At 59.7% G+C, this 17,823-nt stretch carries 15 protein-coding genes and 1 pseudogene; 8 read left to right on the plus strand and 8 right to left on the minus strand.

Annotated elements, in window-relative coordinates:
• Positions 1 to 85 precede the first annotated feature (85 nt).
• The 7 genes from CLOEV_RS13305 to CLOEV_RS13335 all read left to right on the plus strand — a co-directional run bounded on the left by CLOEV_RS13305 (position 86) and on the right by CLOEV_RS13335 (position 10,116).
• Positions 86 to 3,814: a translocation/assembly module TamB domain-containing protein gene (locus tag CLOEV_RS13305; RefSeq protein WP_156938434.1), complete on the plus strand. Its 3,729-nt coding sequence runs from the start codon at positions 86 to 88 to the stop codon at positions 3,812 to 3,814.
• Positions 3,811 to 4,380 carry a bifunctional adenosylcobinamide kinase/adenosylcobinamide-phosphate guanylyltransferase gene (gene cobU / locus CLOEV_RS13310; RefSeq protein WP_034444324.1) on the plus strand — a complete coding sequence of 190 codons (570 nt, stop codon included), beginning with the start codon at positions 3,811 to 3,813 and terminating at the stop codon, positions 4,378 to 4,380. Before CLOEV_RS13305 ends, cobU begins: the two co-directional genes overlap by 4 nt.
• 116 nt (positions 4,381 to 4,496) lie before the next feature.
• A complete protein-coding gene (locus CLOEV_RS13315) occupies positions 4,497 to 5,315 on the plus strand; it encodes an adenosylcobinamide-GDP ribazoletransferase (protein WP_034444326.1) in 819 nt (272 codons plus the stop codon).
• On the plus strand, positions 5,312 to 6,133 hold the full coding sequence (locus CLOEV_RS13320; RefSeq protein WP_034444328.1) for a Cof-type HAD-IIB family hydrolase: 822 nt from the start codon (positions 5,312 to 5,314) through the stop codon (positions 6,131 to 6,133). The genes CLOEV_RS13315 and CLOEV_RS13320 overlap by 4 nt, the downstream gene beginning before the upstream one ends.
• 78 nt (positions 6,134 to 6,211) lie before the next feature.
• Positions 6,212 to 7,081 (plus strand): methylenetetrahydrofolate reductase [NAD(P)H], encoded by an 870-nt coding sequence (gene metF / locus CLOEV_RS13325; RefSeq protein WP_034444330.1) that lies wholly within the window; start codon positions 6,212 to 6,214, stop codon positions 7,079 to 7,081.
• Positions 7,074 to 7,775: a vitamin B12 dependent-methionine synthase activation domain-containing protein gene (locus CLOEV_RS13330; RefSeq protein WP_051485100.1), complete on the plus strand. Its 702-nt coding sequence runs from the start codon at positions 7,074 to 7,076 to the stop codon at positions 7,773 to 7,775. The genes metF and CLOEV_RS13330 overlap by 8 nt, the downstream gene beginning before the upstream one ends.
• Positions 7,762 to 10,116 carry a homocysteine S-methyltransferase family protein gene (locus tag CLOEV_RS13335; RefSeq protein WP_034444332.1) on the plus strand — a complete coding sequence of 785 codons (2,355 nt, stop codon included), beginning with the start codon at positions 7,762 to 7,764 and terminating at the stop codon, positions 10,114 to 10,116. The genes CLOEV_RS13330 and CLOEV_RS13335 overlap by 14 nt, the downstream gene beginning before the upstream one ends.
• 83 nt (positions 10,117 to 10,199) lie before the next feature.
• Here CLOEV_RS13335 and CLOEV_RS13340 read toward each other — a convergent pair whose 3' ends face one another.
• Positions 10,200 to 10,487 carry a DUF6485 family protein gene (locus tag CLOEV_RS13340; RefSeq protein WP_084482422.1) on the minus strand — a complete coding sequence of 96 codons (288 nt, stop codon included), beginning with the start codon at positions 10,485 to 10,487 and terminating at the stop codon, positions 10,200 to 10,202.
• Between the two features lie 152 nt (positions 10,488 to 10,639).
• Between CLOEV_RS13340 and CLOEV_RS13345 the strand changes: the two genes are divergently transcribed.
• Positions 10,640 to 11,113, plus strand: coding sequence for an Lrp/AsnC family transcriptional regulator (locus tag CLOEV_RS13345; RefSeq protein WP_034444333.1), 474 nt, complete (start codon positions 10,640 to 10,642; stop codon positions 11,111 to 11,113).
• Positions 11,114 to 11,230: 117 nt separating this feature from the next.
• Here the strand turns inward: CLOEV_RS13345 and citF are convergent, their stop codons facing one another.
• The 7 genes and pseudogenes from citF to CLOEV_RS13380 form a co-directional block, all read right to left on the minus strand.
• Positions 11,231 to 12,778 (minus strand): citrate lyase subunit alpha, encoded by a 1,548-nt coding sequence (gene citF / locus CLOEV_RS13350; protein WP_034444335.1) that lies wholly within the window; start codon positions 12,776 to 12,778, stop codon positions 11,231 to 11,233.
• A gap of 25 nt (positions 12,779 to 12,803) precedes the next feature.
• Positions 12,804 to 13,555 (minus strand): annotated as a pseudogene (locus CLOEV_RS17610) (HpcH/HpaI aldolase/citrate lyase family protein).
• Between the two features lie 110 nt (positions 13,556 to 13,665).
• A complete protein-coding gene (gene citD / locus CLOEV_RS13360; protein WP_008709252.1) occupies positions 13,666 to 13,944 on the minus strand; it encodes a citrate lyase acyl carrier protein in 279 nt (92 codons plus the stop codon).
• A gap of 107 nt (positions 13,945 to 14,051) precedes the next feature.
• Complete coding sequence (locus tag CLOEV_RS13365) at positions 14,052 to 15,323, minus strand: isocitrate/isopropylmalate dehydrogenase family protein (RefSeq protein WP_008709565.1); 1,272 nt, start codon at positions 15,321 to 15,323, stop codon at positions 14,052 to 14,054.
• Between the two features lie 181 nt (positions 15,324 to 15,504).
• Positions 15,505 to 15,996, minus strand: a complete 492-nt coding sequence (locus CLOEV_RS13370) for a 3-isopropylmalate dehydratase small subunit (RefSeq protein WP_008709564.1) — start codon at positions 15,994 to 15,996, stop codon at positions 15,505 to 15,507.
• A gap of 2 nt (positions 15,997 to 15,998) precedes the next feature.
• On the minus strand, positions 15,999 to 17,255 hold the full coding sequence (locus CLOEV_RS13375) for a 3-isopropylmalate dehydratase large subunit (RefSeq protein ID WP_008709563.1): 1,257 nt from the start codon (positions 17,253 to 17,255) through the stop codon (positions 15,999 to 16,001).
• Positions 17,256 to 17,281: 26 nt separating this feature from the next.
• Entirely contained in the window at positions 17,282 to 17,806 is a 525-nt protein-coding gene (locus CLOEV_RS13380) for a LeuD/DmdB family oxidoreductase small subunit (protein ID WP_008709561.1), read from the minus strand.
• Between the last annotated feature and the right edge of the window lie 17 nt (positions 17,807 to 17,823).

Raw genomic sequence — 17,823 nt, forward strand, 5'->3', positions numbered from 1 at the left:
TTTTGTCTCTCGCGGAATCGGAGAGAACGGATGGATAGTGCGTACAGGCAGATATTTGAACGAGCGTCATAAGGTGGTATTTGATTTGGATAGAGATACAGAGAACAAAAGATCGGCGGCAAGGAAGTGGATGATCGGCGTGGCAATCTTCCTCGCCATGATCGCGGCGGGGGGTTTGGCCCTGTCGCAGATGAATTTCCTTGGCGAATTCGTGCAGGCTAAGGTCAAGGAGGCCGCGGAGAAGCAGCTGAACCTTGACGTTTCGATGTCTCCGCTCCAGGGAAACCCCGTTACCGGTTTCACCGCCTCCAACGTCGAGATTTCCCGCTCCGGCGACAGGCTGCTTTACATCAGGAATATCGGCGTGGACATCTCGCTGCCGAGCGTGCTCTCCGGCAGCCCGCGCGTCTCGCTTATCGGCCTGGACGGCGTGGACACCTCGCTCAAGGCGCTGCGGGATCTGATGCCCAAATCTGAAAAAAAATCCGACGAACCGGTCGATATCCCCATCGACGCCGTCATGATCAGCGACAGCACGCTGAGGACGGAGTGGGGCACGGTCAGTTTCAAGCCAAGCCACATCTATATCAAAAATTCAATGAACTATGACTTCGACGTCACCGGCGCCGTCGAAAGCAAAGACTTTTCCGTCAAGGGCTCGATCGGAAAATCCGCCGGCGTGTGGCGCGCGGATAAGTTCTCCGTCGGCCTGGAAGAGGGCAGCCTATCCCTCTCCGGCGCGCTCTACCCCTCTATGGATATGCAGATATCCCTGCGGACGCTGAACCTCACAACGGTGGCGGACCTTGTCCCGGCGTTTGAAAAATACGGCGTGCGCGGGGTGCTCTCCGGCAGCGCGAAGATTTCCGGCAGCGGCAGGGATATCGTCACCGAGGGCAGCGGCAGCCTCCATAACGCCGTCTTCCGCGGCATCCCGTTCGAGGAGGTGCAGACGAAGTGGAACTGCCGCCCCGGCGAGATCAGCGTCCAGGTAGGACAGGGAAAGGTATTCGGCTCGACCCTCTCCGGCAATTTCAGCCTGAACACGGCCTCGGCGGACAGCTATCTTACACTCAGCCTCGACGTTAAAAACCTGAAATTCGCCGACTGGACGGAGCAGTTTGAAAAAGAGACAAACGGCAGGGCGCTCTTCCTCAAGGGAGGCATCTCCTCTCTGAACGCGGACGTCAAAGGACCGCTCAACGCCCTCGCCGGGCGCATCGATATGGCGCCGTCAAACCTGAGCTACAAGGAGATATCCCTCGAAGGGCTTCAGGGCGGCGTCGTCTTCAACGGACAGCCAGCCGGAGAGCTGAATATGACCGCGGCCTCCGGAGGCAGGAAACTCGCTCTCAAGGGCAGGCTCAGCTTCGGGGAAAAGGTGCCGACTGACCTCACCTTCTCGACAGAGGGGCTGCCGGTCGAAAATATATTGAAGAGCCTGCCTCAGACGGAAAAGATAAAGGCTGCCGGCAGCGTGTCGCTGAAGGGAAGCTGCAAGGGCCCCGCCGGCCGCTGGGTGATCGGCGTGGAGGCGTCTTCGCCGCAGATCGCCGCCGAAAAGATAGGGAATGTCTCCGATATAAGCCTCTCGGCCGTATACGGCATGGGAGACAAAAAGGTCTCACTGCTCAAATCATCGGCGGAGTGGAACGGCGCGCGGCTCACGGCAAAAGGCGCGGCCTCCTTCGCCGCCTCGGCCGACAAACAGCTCGACTTCAGCGGTACCTTCCGCAGCGTGGACGCCAAACGCCTTTATACGCTGCTGCCGGTCCTGAAGACGCTGGAGGTCGAGGGCGTCGCGTCGGGAGGCTGGAACCTTGCCGGTCCCGCGAAGTCACCCGTCGTCAGGGCCGACGTCAATACCGGGGCCGCGCGTTTCCGCGACCTGCCCCTGGCTAAGCTCAATATGGGTATCGAATACTCGGGGAATATGCTGCGCATGGACCCGATCAACGTACAGGCCGGCGGCGGAAGCGGCGCGCTGGCCTGCAATGTGGCCCTTCCCGCAAAACAGGCCGACGGCACGCGGAACGCCGCTTCGTGGAAGTTGAGCGGAAAGGTCTCCCGCGTCGACTTTTCGATAATCAACGGGCTGCTTAAAGCAGGCGAAGATATCGGCGGCGAGGTCTCAGGATCGGTTACCGCCGGTTCGGCGGCGGGAGGCGGCCTCGATTGGGGCTTCAGCTTCACGGGAGACAACGTACACTGGCGCAGCTTCAAGGTTCAAAAATTAAACGGGGCGATCGAAGGGACTCCGCGGGAGATCCTGATCAAAAAGGCGGACGGCATATTCCTCAACGGACAGACGACCGGCAAAGGCAGGATAGAGATGCCCAAAGCGGGAGAACCCTTCGCGAGTGCGAAACTGGAGATCGACGCCTCGGTCAAAAAGCTGAACATCTATGAACTGCTGCGCAGACACCTGCCGGCGGTACGCTCCGTACAGGGGCTGATAGAAACGGAGGTAAAGGTATCCGGTACGGTGGGCGACCCGAAATTTGACGGCTCCGGGCGCATCGCCCCGCTCCGTTACCGCGGCTTCATGCTGCCGATGATGGATGTCAAATACCACGGCTCGCTGAAAGACGTCGTCATCAGCGAGGCTTACGCGTTGCTGCGCGACGGGACATTCAAGGCCTACGGCCATTTCTACGAAAACGGGGACGACTGGCACGGCAAGTTCAACATCAAAGGGGAAAAGATAGACATGCGCCAGTTCGGCGCTTATCTGCCCGAGACTTTCCGCTCGCGTTTCGGCGGCACGGCCGATTTCTCGATGAACGGCGAAGGCAAACTCTCCGAGCTTACCGGCACCGGTATCTTCTCCGCGCCCAATATGAGGATCATGGGAATACGCTTCGAAAATGTTAAAGCGCCTTTCTTCGTCTCAAAGAACTTCATGATGATAGAAGATCTCAACGCCGCAACGAACGGGGGAACGCTGACGGGAGGCGTCGGCTTCGACCTCAAGAAAAGCGAATGGGGCGGCAACCTCACGGTAATGAGCGCGGACGTGCAGACGCTTGTCAAACAGGCCGCTCCCAAAATAAAAGGGACGATATCGGGCCGCGGCGACCTCAAGATACGCGGCGGCGGAGAGACGGGGCGCGCCTCGACGATCAAGGCCGGCGGCGCGATCTATCTCCATAACGGAGAGCTGACAAGTTTCGACGTCATCGAAACGGCGAAAAAATTCACCGGCGGCAAGCCGCTGCGCTTCAGTTCGGTACAGGCGACCTTCACCTACGACGGCGGAGATCTCAACATCCTCCCCGGGAGCCAGGCGACCGCGCCCAAGAACGACCCGCTCTACCGCTACGTGATGCTGGACGGCTATATCAGCCGCAAAGAGGACGTCCGCCTCTTCGCGATGGGAAAGGTCAATATCCGCGCGCTGAACTCGCTGATCGGAGCCTTCCAGGGACTGGTATCGGCCGGCGTCGACCTGGCCTCGGGACAGCTTGACAAGGGCGAGGTGATCCAGAACGTGCTCGGCGGCGTTCTCTCGGGATTCGCGAAGAATGAGTTCCGTTTTGTGACGATGAATATCGGCGGGACGATAAAGGACCCCAATTTTTATAACGTAAAGGTGCAGCAGGCCGTGCGCCAGAAATCCGCGAAGGATTCGATACCGACGAGCAACAGCGATCCGGACGAAAAAAGCCTCACGCAGGAGGGCAATACGACCTTCCGGTTCAAGTTTGAGATACCGGTCGGCCCCGGCAACGGCGGCTCTCAGGGCGACGCCAAGGGACAGGTCTTCGAGCAGACGCTTGAAAACCTTCTCAAAAACGTCGACTTCGGTATATGACGATGGGAGAGATAACGCTCGTCCTCGGCGGCGCGAGAAGCGGCAAGAGCACATTCGCCGAAGAACTCGCGCTGAGCCGGAAAGAGCATGTAACATACCTCGCGACCGCGGACTGCCGGGACGGGGAGATGAAAAAACGCATAGAGATACACAAGAGCCGCAGGCCCTCCTCATGGAGCACCTGGGAGGGCGGTCCGCGCGAACTGCCGCGCGCCGTCGCCGCGGCCTCCGGCCTGTTGCTGCTGGATTGCCTGACGATGTGGCTGACACGCCTCTTTCTGGCCTATCCCGAATCCGAGGGCGACGACGAATCGGCCTGGTTTAAATGCGAGGGTGAAATAGCCGCTCTCGCGAGAGGGCTTTGCGAAAGCGTCAGAGAGGATTCGTCGCTTATAATAGTGAGCAACGAGGTCGGCTTCGGGCTTGTGCCCCCATACCTGATGGGGCGCCGTTTCCGCGATATGCAGGGACGCATGAACCAGCTCTGCGCCGGGTACGCGAGCAATGTCGCGCTCGTGGTCGCGGGCTGCCCGCTCTGGATAAAGGGAGGCCATGACCGGCCTTAGAGCTTTATTGCGCCGGCACGCCCAACGCCGGTTATAATCATATTGTAACAAACCGCTTCTCCGGTCCATGCGCCGGGCGCGGCGTAAAAACGGAATTATTATGGATGGTGAACCCAATGGATGACTATCGCGAAAAACTACGGGAATATTCGGAGAGGCTTGACGCGGAGCTTCACGACAGGGGCTTCAAGAGGGATCTCGCGGCGCGCTTTGTCGTCGTCTGGACGCTGCTTTCGCGCATCCCGCTGCCTAAAGAGTGGTGGCCGGAGACGGTCCCCGCGGGGAACCGCGCGCTCGCTCTCGCGCCGCTTGCCGGCGGCCTGCTCGGACTGCTGACGGGGCTCGCGGTATCCGCCGCCTCGTCGCTGGGGCTCAACGCGGCGGCAAGCGCCTGGATCGGCGCGGCCTTTTATTTCCTCATCGGCTGGGCGCTCCACCTGGACGGCTGGGGGGATCTGTGGGACGGCGTCGGCTCCGGCCGCACCGGCGACGGGCTGCGCGAGGTGATGAAGGACAGCCGCCTCGGCTCCTTCGGCGGCGCTTCGCTGATAATCGCCTTCGGCCTCTGGACCTCGCTGCTCGCCACGGTCGCTCCCGATATGCGGCTTGCCGCCTGCGTCACTTCGGCGGCGGCGGCGCGATTTGCGGAAAACGTGGCCGCCTTTTTTGGAAAATATCCCTGGGAGTACGGAATGGGCAAAGGCTGGGTGGACACCTTCACCTCCTATGACCTGTTCATCTCGGCGCTCTGCCTCGTCGTGTTCCTGCCCGTCTCGATATTCCATTTCGCCGTCTGCATCGCGGTATCGGCGGCCATCGGCTTCGGGCTCGCCCTGCACATGAACCGCCGCCTCGGCGGCGTGAACGGCGACGTGATGGGCGCGGCGGCGGTAGCGGCGGAGCTCGCTTCGCTGGCGGTGTGGGCGGCGCTATGACGACTCCCAAGCTCATCGCGCTCGATATGGACGGTACGATGCTCAACGGCGACAGCAGCTTGACCCGGCGCACCAAAGAGGCGCTGCGCGCGGCGCAGGGGAGCGGCATCAGGGTCGTCGCGGCGACGGGCCGCATGTACCCCTCCGCGATGATACATATTCGCGACATCGGCATCGAAAGCACCTCCATCTTCTACAACGGCGCGCTGATACGCGACCCGGTATCAGGCGAGACCATTTATGAGAAAAACCTGGGCAGAGAGCTCACGAAAGAGATACTGGACTTCTTCAGAAAACGCGGATGGTATGTGCAGATATACTCCGGCGACAGGCTCCTCGTCAAAGACCGCTCGGACGAACGCTGCAAATACTATGAAAACATCTGCGGACTTAAGGCTGTCGGGCTCGGAGACGGCTTCTGGGAGTGCGGCCTTGACTCCGCAAAGCTGCTCGGCATCTCCTTCGACGTTCCTGAGTTCGAGCGAATGTGCGCCAAGGTCCGGCAGGGGTTCGGGGAAAGGATATACCAGGCCACCTCGTGGGGGGCCTTCATCGAGATGGTCCACCCCACCGTCAACAAAGCCAAAGCGCTGAAACGCGTCAGCGAGTATTATGGGATCGACCGCGAGGATGTCATGGCGATCGGCGACGGCGTGAACGACATCGAGATGATAAGCTGGGCCGGAACCGGCGTCGCGATGGGCAACGCCAGAGACAACGTGAAAGCGGCGGCGGATATCGTCGCGCCGCCGAACACCGAAGACGGAGCCGCCCAAATAGTCGAACAGATCGTGGCGGAGCTGTGGAAGCGGGGCTAATCGAAAAAGACCGGGCCGGACGGTTCGGACTTTGTTTTTTCATATATTTTATCATTGTAAGACAGGCAGGAGACGACGATGAAAAATTTCTTCAAACTTGACAAACCGACCTTCTCCTTTGAGATATTCCCTCCCAAAGGCGCGGGCGACCTCTCGCAGATATTCGGCACCGTGGACGCCCTCGCGAGCCTTGACCCTGACCTTATCAGCGTCACCTACGGCGCGGGCGGCACGAGCCGCGAGAACACCGCGGAGATCGCCTCGCGCATCCAGCGCGATTACGCGATCCCGGCGCTCGCCCACCTTACCTGCGTCGGCAGCACGCGCGAAGAGATGCGCGCCACGCTCGACAAGCTGAAAGAAAAGGGTATCCAGAACATCCTCGCGATGCGCGGCGACCTCGGCAGCGAGGAGACGAAGGACTTCAAATACGCAAGCGAGCTCATTAAATTCATCAACGAGAACTACAGCTTCCGCATCTTCGCCGCCTGCTATCCGGAGAAACATCTGGAGGCTTACTCGATGGAGGAGGATCTCGAACACCTCAGAGCAAAGTGCGAATGCGGCGTCAGCGTGCTTATCAGCCAGCTTTTCTTTGACAACGCCTCCTTTTACAGCTTCAGAGAGCGGGCGAGGAAATTGGGCGTTGCCGCACCGATCGAAGCCGGCATCATGCCGATAACCTCCCCGACGCAGATAGGCCGCATGGTCTCGATGTGCGGCGCCTCCGTGCCGGACGGGGTGCAGAAGATCATCCGCGCCTACGGCCACAACAGCATGGCGATGCGCGAGGCCGGCATCGCCTACGCGACAAACCAGATAATCGACCTGCTGGCGGAGGGCGTTGACGGCATACATCTGTACACGATGAACCAGCCCGACATCGCCAAGCGCATCTGCGAAAATATCCGCGGCGTGCTCTATTCGTTGAGGGTAAAGCGTGGCTGACGGCGCGCTGCCGCCCTCCGTCCGCGCGGAAGCGCTGCGGCTGCTCGGCGTTTCCGGCGAGCCAGAAGCGGCGCTCTCCGATGAACTGGAGCTCTGCTACGCGGAGATGCGCCGGCATTCGTCGCCGCGCGCCGTTTACAAAATATTCGGGATCAGGGCGGCGGACGAGGCCGTAGAGATAACGCCGGAGCTGCGCCTCTGCGGGGCTGAACTAGCCAAACTCTGTAAGGACTGCCGCAGGGCGGCGCTCCTTGCGGCGACGCTGGGAGCCGGCGTGGACCGGCTTATCGCGCGCGCGCAGGCGGAATCGATCTCCAGAGCGATGATCCTCGACGCCTGCGCCTCCGCCGAGATAGAAAGGCTGTGCGACGAGAGCGAGCCCGCGATAATGGCGGAGGCCGCGCGCGGCGGTGCGGAGCCGCGCGCGGAAATTTGGCTGACGATGCGCTTCAGCCCCGGCTACGGCGGCGTGGCACCCGACGAATCCGCAAAGATAATAGAGGCGCTCAACGCGCGGAGGGCCATCGGCCTCTCGCTCACCCATTCCGGGATGCTCGTGCCGATAAAATCAGTGACGGCCGTGATCGGCATCGCCGACAGGCCGCAGAAAAGATACAGGAGCTGCGCGGCCTGCGCCGCCGCCGACGACTGCCCGTACAGACAGAGAGGAGCTTACTGCGGTGATAGAGCTTGATAAAATTTTATTGTTCGACGGCGCGATGGGGACGATGCTCCAGCGGCGCGGACTTGAACTGGGAACTGTGCCGGAGGCGCTAAACGTCACCGCGCCGGAGGCTATAGAGTCGATACACAGGGAATACCTTGCGGCGGGGGCGGACGTCATTCTCGCAAACACCTTCGGCGCCAACCGTTTCAAAGCCGAAAAGGCGGGAATGGAGCTCGCAAAGATGGTGGCGGCGGGGGTAAAGACCGCCAGAAAGGCCATCGGCGGCGCGCCGGGACGGTACGCGGCGCTCGACATCGGCCCCTGCGGCCGCGTGCTCCAGCCGGCGGGAGACCTTCCCTTTGACGAGGCGGTGGAGGTATTCGCGGAGGTCATCCGCGCGGGGACGGAGGCTGGGGCCGACTTCATCCTGCTTGAGACCTTCACGGACCTATACGAGCTGAAGGCGGCGGTGATCGCCGCCAAGGAGAATTCGCCCCTGCCGGTATTCGCGACGATGAGCTTTGAGGCGAACGGCACGACCTTCTTCGGGGCCTCTGTGGAATCGATGGTGATGACGCTCGAGGCGCTCGGCGTCTCCGCCCTCGGCGTAAATTGCTCGCTCGGCCCCAGGCAGCTCGTGCCGATCGTAAGGCGCATACTGGCGGCGACGCGGCTGCCGGTCCTCGTCCAGCCAAACGCGGGGCTGCCGGTGATGGAAGACGGAGTAACGCGCTACGACATAACTCCCGAAGAGTTCGCCTCCAGCATAAGGGAATTCGTCGCGGAAGGAGTTCGTTTCGTCGGCGGCTGCTGCGGCACGACGCCGGAATACATCAGACTTACAAAATCGACGATAGCGGGCATGGCTCCCGCCGCGATAGAGACGGCGCCGCGCTGCGGCATCTGCTCGCCCTCGAAAGTGGTCGGTTTTGACCGCGTCACCGTCATCGGCGAGCGGCTCAACCCCACCGGCAAAAAGGCTCTCCAGGCGGCGCTGCGCGCGCACGACATGGACTTCGTGCTGCGGGAGGCGATCCGCGAGGAGGAGCAGGGAGCCGAGGTGCTGGACGTAAACATGGGGCTGCCCGACATCGACGAACCGGCGATGCTCTCCGAGGCGGTGCGCGAGATACAGGCCGTCACCGACCTGCCTTTGCAGCTTGACTCGGCCTCACCCGCGGCGCTCGAGCGCGCGGCGCGCATCTATAACGGCAAACCGCTGCTGAACTCCGTCAACGGGAAAAAGGAGTCGCTCGACACGGTGCTGCCGATCGCGAAGAAATACGGCTGCGCCGTGCTCGGCCTCACGCTGGATGAAAAGGGCATCCCCAAGGACGCCGAGGCGCGGCTTGCGATAGCGCGCCGCATCGTAAAGGCGGCCGAAGCCGCGGGCCTGCGCCGCGAGGACATCTTCATCGACTGCCTCATGATGACCGTCAGCGCGCAGCCCGACCAGGCGCACGAGACGATGAAGGCGATCTCCCTCGTTAAAAAAGAGCTCGGCGTAAAGACGGTGCTCGGCGTCAGCAACGTCTCCTTCGGCCTCCCCGCGCGGCCGATAATCAACCGGACGATGCTCGCAATGGCGCTGGCCTCGGGGCTTGACGCGCCGATAATGAACCCCGGCGACGCCGGCATGACGGAGACCGTCGCCGCGGCACGCGTACTGCTCGAGCAGGACGCGGACTCCAAAGAGTACGTTGAAAAATACGGCGGCGCGGCGCCGGCACAGGCAGCGCCGGTCAAAGACGAAGCGCCGCAGATCGGCTACGCGATCTCGCGGGGCCTCAAAGACGAGGCGGCCAAAGCGGCGGCGGCGCTGCTCGCCGAACAACCGCCGCTCGCGGTCGTTGAAAAAGAGATAATACCCGCGCTCGACACGGTGGGCAAAGACTACGAAAGCGGCAGGATATTCCTGCCCCAGCTAATCAAATCGGCGGAGGCGGCGAAAGCTGCCTTCGAGGTGCTGCGCGCCGAGCTGATAAAGGCCAGCGGCGACACGCAAAAGGGCAAAAAGATCGTTATCGCCACCGTCCACGGCGACATCCACGACATCGGCAAAAACATCGTGAAGGTGATCCTCGAAAACTACAACTTCGACGTCACCGACCTCGGCAAGGACGTCCCCCCGCGGCAAGTCATCGCGGCCGTAAAAGAGACGGGCGCTAAGCTCGTGGGGCTATCAGCGCTGATGACGACGACAGTCGCGAGCATGAGGGAGACCATAGAACTTTTGAGAAGAGAATGCCCCGGCGTCAAGGTGATCGTCGGCGGCGCGGTGCTTACCGAGGGCCTCGCCGCATACGCCGGCGCCGACCGCTACGCAAAAGACGCAATGGAGACGGTACGGCACGCCGATTCCCTTTAAAGAGGGGCGGTATCAGGATCATACCATGGGAAAACGAAAGCGGGCGTCCTCAACGGACGCCCGCTTTTATATGGAGATATCAACTATTTGTTCAGCGTGAACCTTGCGAACCCCTCAAAAGAATAATCCTGTTTTCGGTCCATGTCCGGCCGCTGCTTTCTGAAAAAACAGGCCGGTATCTCGTTCTGCCGAAGGCATTCCTCCACGCAGGGGGTGCAGCCCAGCGTGCAGTTCGCCGGATTATTGGGGCATTCGCGGTCGACGCAGCTGCAAAAATTGATATTGTCCCAAGCGGATGTTATCGCCGTCTTCTCTTCGCCCATCACGACCACCTCTTCCGATCTGCCGTCATTACCGTTCTCATCGGCCATATTTTCCCTCAAAAACACCGGCAAATAAATACCGCGGCGGAGGGATAAACGCCCCGCGGCTTTCGTTTGTAAGGCAAAAAAGCTGTTTTTAAATCAGGAATTGAATAAAGGCCGCGATTCAGGTAACATACGAACGGAGGCGGATGACTGTGATGACGGCAAACAAAAACAACAATCTGGACGCGACCGACTGGAAAATACTTGCGGAACTTCAGCGCGACGCGCGAAGCTCATACAAAGAGATCGGCGAAGCGGTCGGCATGACGCGCCCGGCGGTGCGCGAGCGAATGCTCCGCATGGAGGAGAGCGGCGTCGTCACCGGATACAGGGCGGAAATAGACACCGACGCGCTGGGGCGCGCGCTTCATGTGATGATAAGCTTCAAATTCAACAGCGACCAGAAATATGACAAAAAACCCAACGACATCCTCATCCCCATTTTGCGCTCCTCCTCCGACGTCATCCACTTCTGGGAGATCTACGGCGAGCTTGACTTCCTCATCGAGGCGGCCTTCGCCTCAAAAGAACGCATGCACAGCTTTCTGGACGACCTGCGCGGCTACGGCTTCGTCAGGTCGCATCTGATCGCGATGTCGACAAAGGGAGCGGTGCAGGCGCCGGATTAGGATTATCGTCGATCTTCTGCCTCTTCCCCATATCACGCGCCGATCCATATACGATGAAAAAGGCATCACCTCTTACGGTGATGCCTTTGTTTTATTTTTTATCCGCTTATATGTCGTTTACTTTTTCAGCTGTCTTACGACGTCGATAACGGTGCCGTCCCTCCACTCGACTACTCCGATTATTCTGTCTGTGGTCGCCACCGGGTCGGTCGGGCCGGACATTTTTTTCGCTCGCGCTTCGAGTTCTTCCATGCTGATGACGGGAAGTCCTTTGAGACCGGAGACTGCCTCTAAGAGGTCTTTTCTCTTGGGGTTGATCGTCACTCCGTATTCGGTGACTATGGCGTCTATCACTTCTCCCGGCGTGGTGACGTTGTAGACTTTGTCTGTCACGCAGGGGATTCTGCCTCTTAGCAACGGCTGCGCTATGATCGTCAGTTTGGCTCCCGCCGCGGTGTCCTGATGCCCTCCGGTGCCGTGGAGCAGCGCTCCGTCGGCTTCGGTGTTGACGTTGGCGTTGAAGTCGGTGTCTACTTCGGTCGCCCCCAGTATCACGACGTCAAGCATGTTTACCGCCGCCCCGCAGTTCCACGGGTTGGCGTACCAGTCGGCCGAGATTTCTATGTGGTTGGGGTTTTCTCTGATGGATCTGACGGCGTCGAGGTCGAATGACTGGACGTCCATGAGTTTGTCCACTAACCCCTCTTTGAGGAGTTCGACGAAGTAGCCGGTGATTCCTCCAAGGCCGAAGCTGCCTTTGATGCCTTTTTTGATCATGGCTTCTTTCATGAAGGCGGTCACTGCCAGGGGGATTCCTCCGGCTCCGGTCTGGAATGATATGCCTTCTTTGAAGTAGGGGCTGGCTTCTATGAGTTTGGAGGCGTAGCTGGAGATGAGGAGCCGCAAGGGGTCTCTGGTGACTTTGGTGGTGCCGGAGACGATTCCCGCCGGGTCTCCTATGGAGGGGACTTCTACTACGAGGTCGGCTTTGGTCTGGGGGATGGAGACGGGGGCGGCCGGGTATTGGACGAGGTTGTCGGTTATTACTACGACTTTGTCGGCGTAGTCGGCGTCTGTGTAGGCGTAGCCGAGGGAGCCGCAGGCGGATTTGCCCAAGGTGCCGCAGATGTTGCCGTATTTGTCGACCGTGGGGGCGCCGATGAAGGCGACGTCTATGTGGACGTCTCTCGCCATTACCGCGCGGGGACGGCCTCCGTGGCTTCTGAGTACGACGGGGACGCTCATGCCGCCTTCCGATACGAGCTGGCCGATGGGGCCGTTGACGGAGCCCATGATTTTTGTCACTACTCCGCTTTTTATGTGGTCGATGACTTTTTTGTGGACTCCGAAGAGGGCGGTCGGGAATAGGGTCAGCTCTTTGATGCCCATTTCGGCGCAGGCGTCGAGGACCATGTTGACGACGTAGTCTCCGTTTCTAAGGTGGTGGTGGAAGGAGATGGTCATGCCGCTTTTGAGGCCGCTGGCTCTGATGGCTTCTTTGATCGAGCTGACTGTTTTGTCGGTGTTGTCGCTGTTGAAGCACCTGAGTTTGGCTCCCGCGATGTTTCCTTCGGGCTTTTTCGCGAAGGCTCCCTGGTAGTGTTTTACTTTGCCGTAGCCTTCTATGTAGTCGGGGATTTCCCGTTTTACTGCGTTGATTGTCATTTCAGTTCACCTCTTGTTGGGCCGTTTATGCCAGGCCGGCGCGGACGAGTGTGTATTCCGCTCTTTTGACTACGGGGATGTCTACCATTTTACCGTCTACGGTGACGGCTCCCTGCCCGCGTTCTGCCGCTTCTTTGGCGGCGGCGATTATTTTCTGCGCTTTGGCTATTTCGGCTTCGGTGGGGGTGAAGATGTCGTGGATGATTTTTATCTGGTTGGGGTGGATGATGGATTTGCCCGAGAAGCCAAGCTGTTTGATGAATTCTGTCTCTTTGCGCAGTCCTTCGTCGTCTGTGATGCGCGGGAATACGGTGTCCAGAGGTTCTACTCCCGCCGCGCGCGCCGCGAAGACGAGCATTCTTCTGGCCCATTCGAGTTCGGTGCTGTCGTCTGAACGGTTGGTTTTGAGGTCGGCTCTGAGGTCTTCTCCTCCGGGGATGATGGCCTCTATGCGCGGCGAGGCTTTGGCTATTTCATAGGCGTTCCAGATGCCGTGCGCGGTTTCGAGGAGGCAGTGGAGGGTGAGTTTACCGACGGGAAGTCCGTTTTTTCTTCGAGACGGGAGAGTTCTTCGTCTATTATTTTGACGGTGCCGGCGTCTTCGACTTTGGGGACGCGGATGCCGTCGAGGCGTTTGTTGGGGACGATGGCCGCGAGGTCGTCTTTCCAGTATTCGGTGTCTACTCCGTTGATGCGGACGGAGACGTAGCAGCTGCCGAATTCGCCCTGTTTGAGGTATTTGCTGACCAGTATCCTCGCGGTGTCTTTTTCGACCATCGCGACGGCGTCTTTCGAGGTCGAGGACTACTCCGTCCGAGCCGAAGAGGTAGCCGCGCGTGAGCATGTTGGGGTTGTTGCCGGGGAGGTAGAGCATCGTGCGTCTCACCTTATTTGTCTTCCCCCTTCTGTTTCAGCAGTCTTTTGTAAGCGGCTTCGACCCGCGCGCCGAGGACGATGTCGAGCGCTCCGTTGTCCTGCACGGCGGCTTCGATGTCTTTTACGCCGAGTTCTTCCAGGGTCTCGGTTATTTTCTTTTCCATCGCGCTTTTGAAGCGGGCCGCGCTCGCTCCCGTTATTGTTATCTTGATCCCGGCTCCCGACTCCGCCTCGGTGAGCGTCACGAGGCAGTCCATTGACTCGAGCGTGCCGGCCTGGGATGTCTTCATCTTTTCGTTCCCCCTGTTCTTATCCGAAACACGGCCCGCCTGTCGATTTTTCAACGGTAGGCAGGCCGCGCTATTATGCTTTGTCCGTTATTGATTTGCCGGAGATATTAGTCGGCGAATCCGATGAGCGACTTCTCGTCCCAAGCGCACATCTTGTGGACCTTTTCTTTGGCGGCTTCGAGTTTCGCGCCCTTGAATTCGGGATTGATCTTCTGCGCGATCGCCGTGGCCATCTCTATCGTAGAGGCCGCGTTCTTCTCCCAGTCGGGGTCGCCGCGGAAGTCGCGCAGGACGTCGTATGTAAGCGTTCCGGGCTTGCTCTCTACGAGGACTTCGCCGAGCGCCTTTTCGATCTTCTTCGCGTCTTCGTCGAGGCCGAGATATTCGAGCATCATCTTCGCGGTTAGGATCATCGCGCTCGGGTTGACGCGGTACTTATGGGCGTACTTCGGCACGGAACCGCTTGACGGCTCAAAGATCGCCGCGTCGACGCCGATGTTTCCCGACGGGGCGAAGCCCAGGCCGCCGGTGAGCTGCGAGGCTTCGTCGGAGAGGATGTCTCCGAATACGTTGGAGGCCACGACCACGCTGTAGTCCTGCGGGTTCTTGATGAGCCACATCGCCGTCGCGTCGGCGTTCTCTTCATAGGCCTTGATGCCGTACTGCTCGTATTCCTTCGCGATCTCAAGGAACTTTCTCTTCATCATGCCGTCTGTCTGGCGGATGACGTTGGCCTTGTTGCCGCAGTGTACCGTCTTGCGGCCGGTCGCCTTCGCATATTCAAACGCGGCGCGGATTATGCGCTCGCAGCCCTGCTCGGAGAATACGCGCCATGAAACGGCGACGTCGCCCTTGCCTTCCTTGAAGCGCTCCATGCCGGGATGGAGGTCGAACATCTCTTTCGGGAGCGGGAAGAATTCCACCGCCGCGTAGAGGTCTTCGGTGTTCTCACGGAACATGACGATGTCGATGTTGGGGTCCTTCGCGAGCGGGGTGCCGATTCCGGGGAGCTTCTTCGCGGGGCGGATATTGATGTAGAGGTCAAAGAGCTGACGCATCTGAAGGATGGCGGACTTGAAGCCCTTCACGCCGGCCTTGGAGGTGATGGCCGCCATAAGCGTGGCGTCCGTGTCGCGGATCGATTTGATCGTTTCGGGCGGAACGGTGTTGCAGCGCGGGTCGCCCTCGCCGAATTTCTTGTTTGACTTCTCCCACATGCACCAGCCGAGGTCGGCGCGGTGCCAGTTGATGGGCAGGTTCATCGCGTCGAGGACGAGGAGCGCGCCCTCCATCATATCAAAGCCGGAATCGTCTCCCGCCATGTAGGTTACGTCGTAGCGATCCTTCGTCTCTTTTACCTTCATTATGTTGCGTGCCATTTTTATATTTCCTCCTCTTAAAGTTTGTTTTTTATGGTCAAAACCAACGCATACTCCGCTGATTTGATGTGCCGGTCGCTAAGCGGGCAGGTCCCGCCGGACGCGGAGGCGTATATCAATACGTTGGAGCGTCTGGCGAGGCCTGTCCGCGACGCGAGTGGCGCGTATAATCAGCGGCGCGCTACAGCCCCAGTTCTTTCTTGACGTGCGGTATAAGCCCGCCGTCTTTGATCAGCCCCTGGACGAATTCGGGATAGGGGGGGAAGGGATATTCTTTGCCTCCGGCGATGATGACGCCGCGGTCAAAATCTATCTCCACCACGTCTCCGGCGTTGATCGCCTCCACCGCGTCGGCGCAGATGATGATCGGCAGGCCTTCGTTGAAGCAGTTGCGGTAGTAGATACGGGCGAAGCTCTTCGCGATGATCGCCGCGATGCCGCGCTCTTTGAGGCAGGATACCGCCTGCTCGCGGCTGGAGCCGCAGCCCCAGTTTTTACCGCCGACGATGATGTCGCCGGGCTGGGCGTTCTTCGTAAACTCGGGATCAAGGTCTTCGCAGGCGACTTTCGCCATATCCGCGCGTTCCTTGATGGTATAGGTATATTTTCCCGGGAAGATGACGTCGGTGTTGACGTCGTCGCCGTATTTCCAGACTTTACCTTTAACTGACATAATTATAGCGCCTCCCTCGGGTCTGATATTTCGCCCTTGATTGCAGATGCTGCCACTGTCATCGGGCTTGCGAGATAGATGAAGCTCTCTTTATCGCCCATACGTCCCTTGAAGTTTCTGTTGGCCGTGCTGATCGCCGCTTCGCCGGGCGCGAGTATGCCCTCATGGTTGCCCATGCAGGGGCCGCAGCCTGGGTTGCAGATGACGCATCCAGCGTCGAGGAAGATGTCGAAGAGTCCCTCTTTCATCGCCTGGCGATAGACGATCCAGGAGGCGGGGATGACGACCGTGCGGACGGCGACCTTCTTGCCCTTGAGTATCCCGGCGGCAAGCCGGAGGTCCTCGATGCGTCCGTTGGTGCAGGAGCCGAGGAACGCCTCGTGGATCGGCGTGCCCTTTACCTCTTCGATCGGCGCGTAGTTGTCGACCTTATGCGGCTTCGCGACGCCTGGCGTGATGTCGCCGAGGTCATAGTGGAGCTCCTTCGCGTAGACAGCGTCGTCGTCGGCCCAGATGGCCTCCCACTTGTCGCTCTTCGCGTTGTCCTTTATCGCGTCGAGGACCTTCCCGTCGGGGCGGCAGACGGCGTTCTTCGCGCCGAACTCGATGCCCATGTTGCAGAGGGTCATGCGCTCGGCGATGCTCATATTCTCGATCCCCTCGCCGTGGAATTCAACGCTCATGTAGTCCGCTCCGTCGGCGCGCACGTCGCCGATGAACTTGAGGATGAAGTCCTTCGCCGAGACGCCGGGCTTGAATTTGCCGGTGACGACGACCTTCATGCTCTCGGGGACCTTGAACCAGAGCTTGCCGGTGGCCCAGACCGCCGCCATCTCGGAACGGCCGATGCCGGTCGAGAAGGCGCCGTAGGCGCCGTAGGTGCAGGTGTGGCTGTCGCTGCCCACCATGACGAGCCCGGGAAGGGCATAGCCCTCTTCGCACATCTTCTGATGGCAGACGCCGCCTTCGCTCTTCACGTCGTAGAAGTTGGGGATGCCCTGCTCCTTCACGAATTCGCGGACCTCTTTATGGTTCACGGCGTGGTCGCTTGAGGGCGCGGGGACTGCGTGGTCAAGGATGAAACAGATGCGCTCGGGATATTTTACGTTTTTGACGCCGATCTTTTTAAAGGTCCTGGCTATCGGAGCGCCGTTGTCGTGGCTCATGCACCAGTCCGGCTCTACCGTCACGACCTGGTTGGCGACGACTTCGTATCCGGCCGCCCTGCCCAGGGCCTTTTCTGCAAATGTCTTGCCCATAAGATTTATCCTCCCTCTGCTGCTCTCTACTTCGCGGCCGCTTTGGCCTTCATGTAGTTCATGAGGCCGCCGGCTTTCATTATGTCGTTTTCAAGATCGCTGACGGCGTCTCCGTGGAAGGTGTTGCCGTTGGTGACGTCTTTGATCGTCCCCGTGGCCAGCTCGACTTCGAGCTGGTCGCCGTCCTTGATCTTTCCCTCTTTGATCGCTTCGGAGATGCCCTTCACAAAGAGGACGGGATAGCCGTTGTTGATCGCGTTTCTATAATAGATGCGGCTGCAGGTCTCCGCGAGGACGCAGGGGACTCCGGCGTACTCGAGGCAGTAGACGGCGTGCTCACGGCTTGAGCCGCAGCCGAAGTTCTTGCCGGCCACCACGAAATCGCCGGGTTTCACTTCCTTGGCGAAGTTTTCTTTGCCGGGATAGTATTCGAAGGCATACTGCGGCATATTCTTGGGATCGGTCTCCGCGAGATATTTGTTGTGATAGATGAGGTCGGTGTCGACGTCATCGCTGAATACCCACGCTCTGCCCTTGAGAATTTCGCTCATAACATTCTTCCTCCTCT

The organism is Cloacibacillus evryensis DSM 19522, assembly GCF_000585335.1.
Lineage (GTDB): Bacteria > Synergistota > Synergistia > Synergistales > Synergistaceae > Cloacibacillus > Cloacibacillus evryensis.

Coding starts and splice junctions, on each gene's coding strand:
- CLOEV_RS13380 (WP_008709561.1), bottom strand. CDS start 17,806: ATGAGCGAAATTCTCAAGGGCAGAGCGTGGGTATTCAGCGATGACGTC.
- CLOEV_RS13375 (WP_008709563.1), bottom strand. CDS start 17,255: ATGGGCAAGACATTTGCAGAAAAGGCCCTGGGCAGGGCGGCCGGATAC.
- metF (WP_034444330.1), top strand. CDS start 6,212: ATGAAAAATTTCTTCAAACTTGACAAACCGACCTTCTCCTTTGAGATA.
- CLOEV_RS13365 (WP_008709565.1), bottom strand. CDS start 15,323: ATGGCACGCAACATAATGAAGGTAAAAGAGACGAAGGATCGCTACGAC.
- citF (WP_034444335.1), bottom strand. CDS start 12,778: ATGACAATCAACGCAGTAAAACGGGAAATCCCCGACTACATAGAAGGC.
- CLOEV_RS13320 (WP_034444328.1), top strand. CDS start 5,312: ATGACGACTCCCAAGCTCATCGCGCTCGATATGGACGGTACGATGCTC.
- cobU (WP_034444324.1), top strand. CDS start 3,811: ATGACGATGGGAGAGATAACGCTCGTCCTCGGCGGCGCGAGAAGCGGC.
- citD (WP_008709252.1), bottom strand. CDS start 13,944: ATGAAGACATCCCAGGCCGGCACGCTCGAGTCAATGGACTGCCTCGTG.
- CLOEV_RS13315 (WP_034444326.1), top strand. CDS start 4,497: ATGGATGACTATCGCGAAAAACTACGGGAATATTCGGAGAGGCTTGAC.
- CLOEV_RS13370 (WP_008709564.1), bottom strand. CDS start 15,996: ATGTCAGTTAAAGGTAAAGTCTGGAAATACGGCGACGACGTCAACACC.
- CLOEV_RS13345 (WP_034444333.1), top strand. CDS start 10,640: ATGACGGCAAACAAAAACAACAATCTGGACGCGACCGACTGGAAAATA.
- CLOEV_RS13340 (WP_084482422.1), bottom strand. CDS start 10,487: ATGGCCGATGAGAACGGTAATGACGGCAGATCGGAAGAGGTGGTCGTG.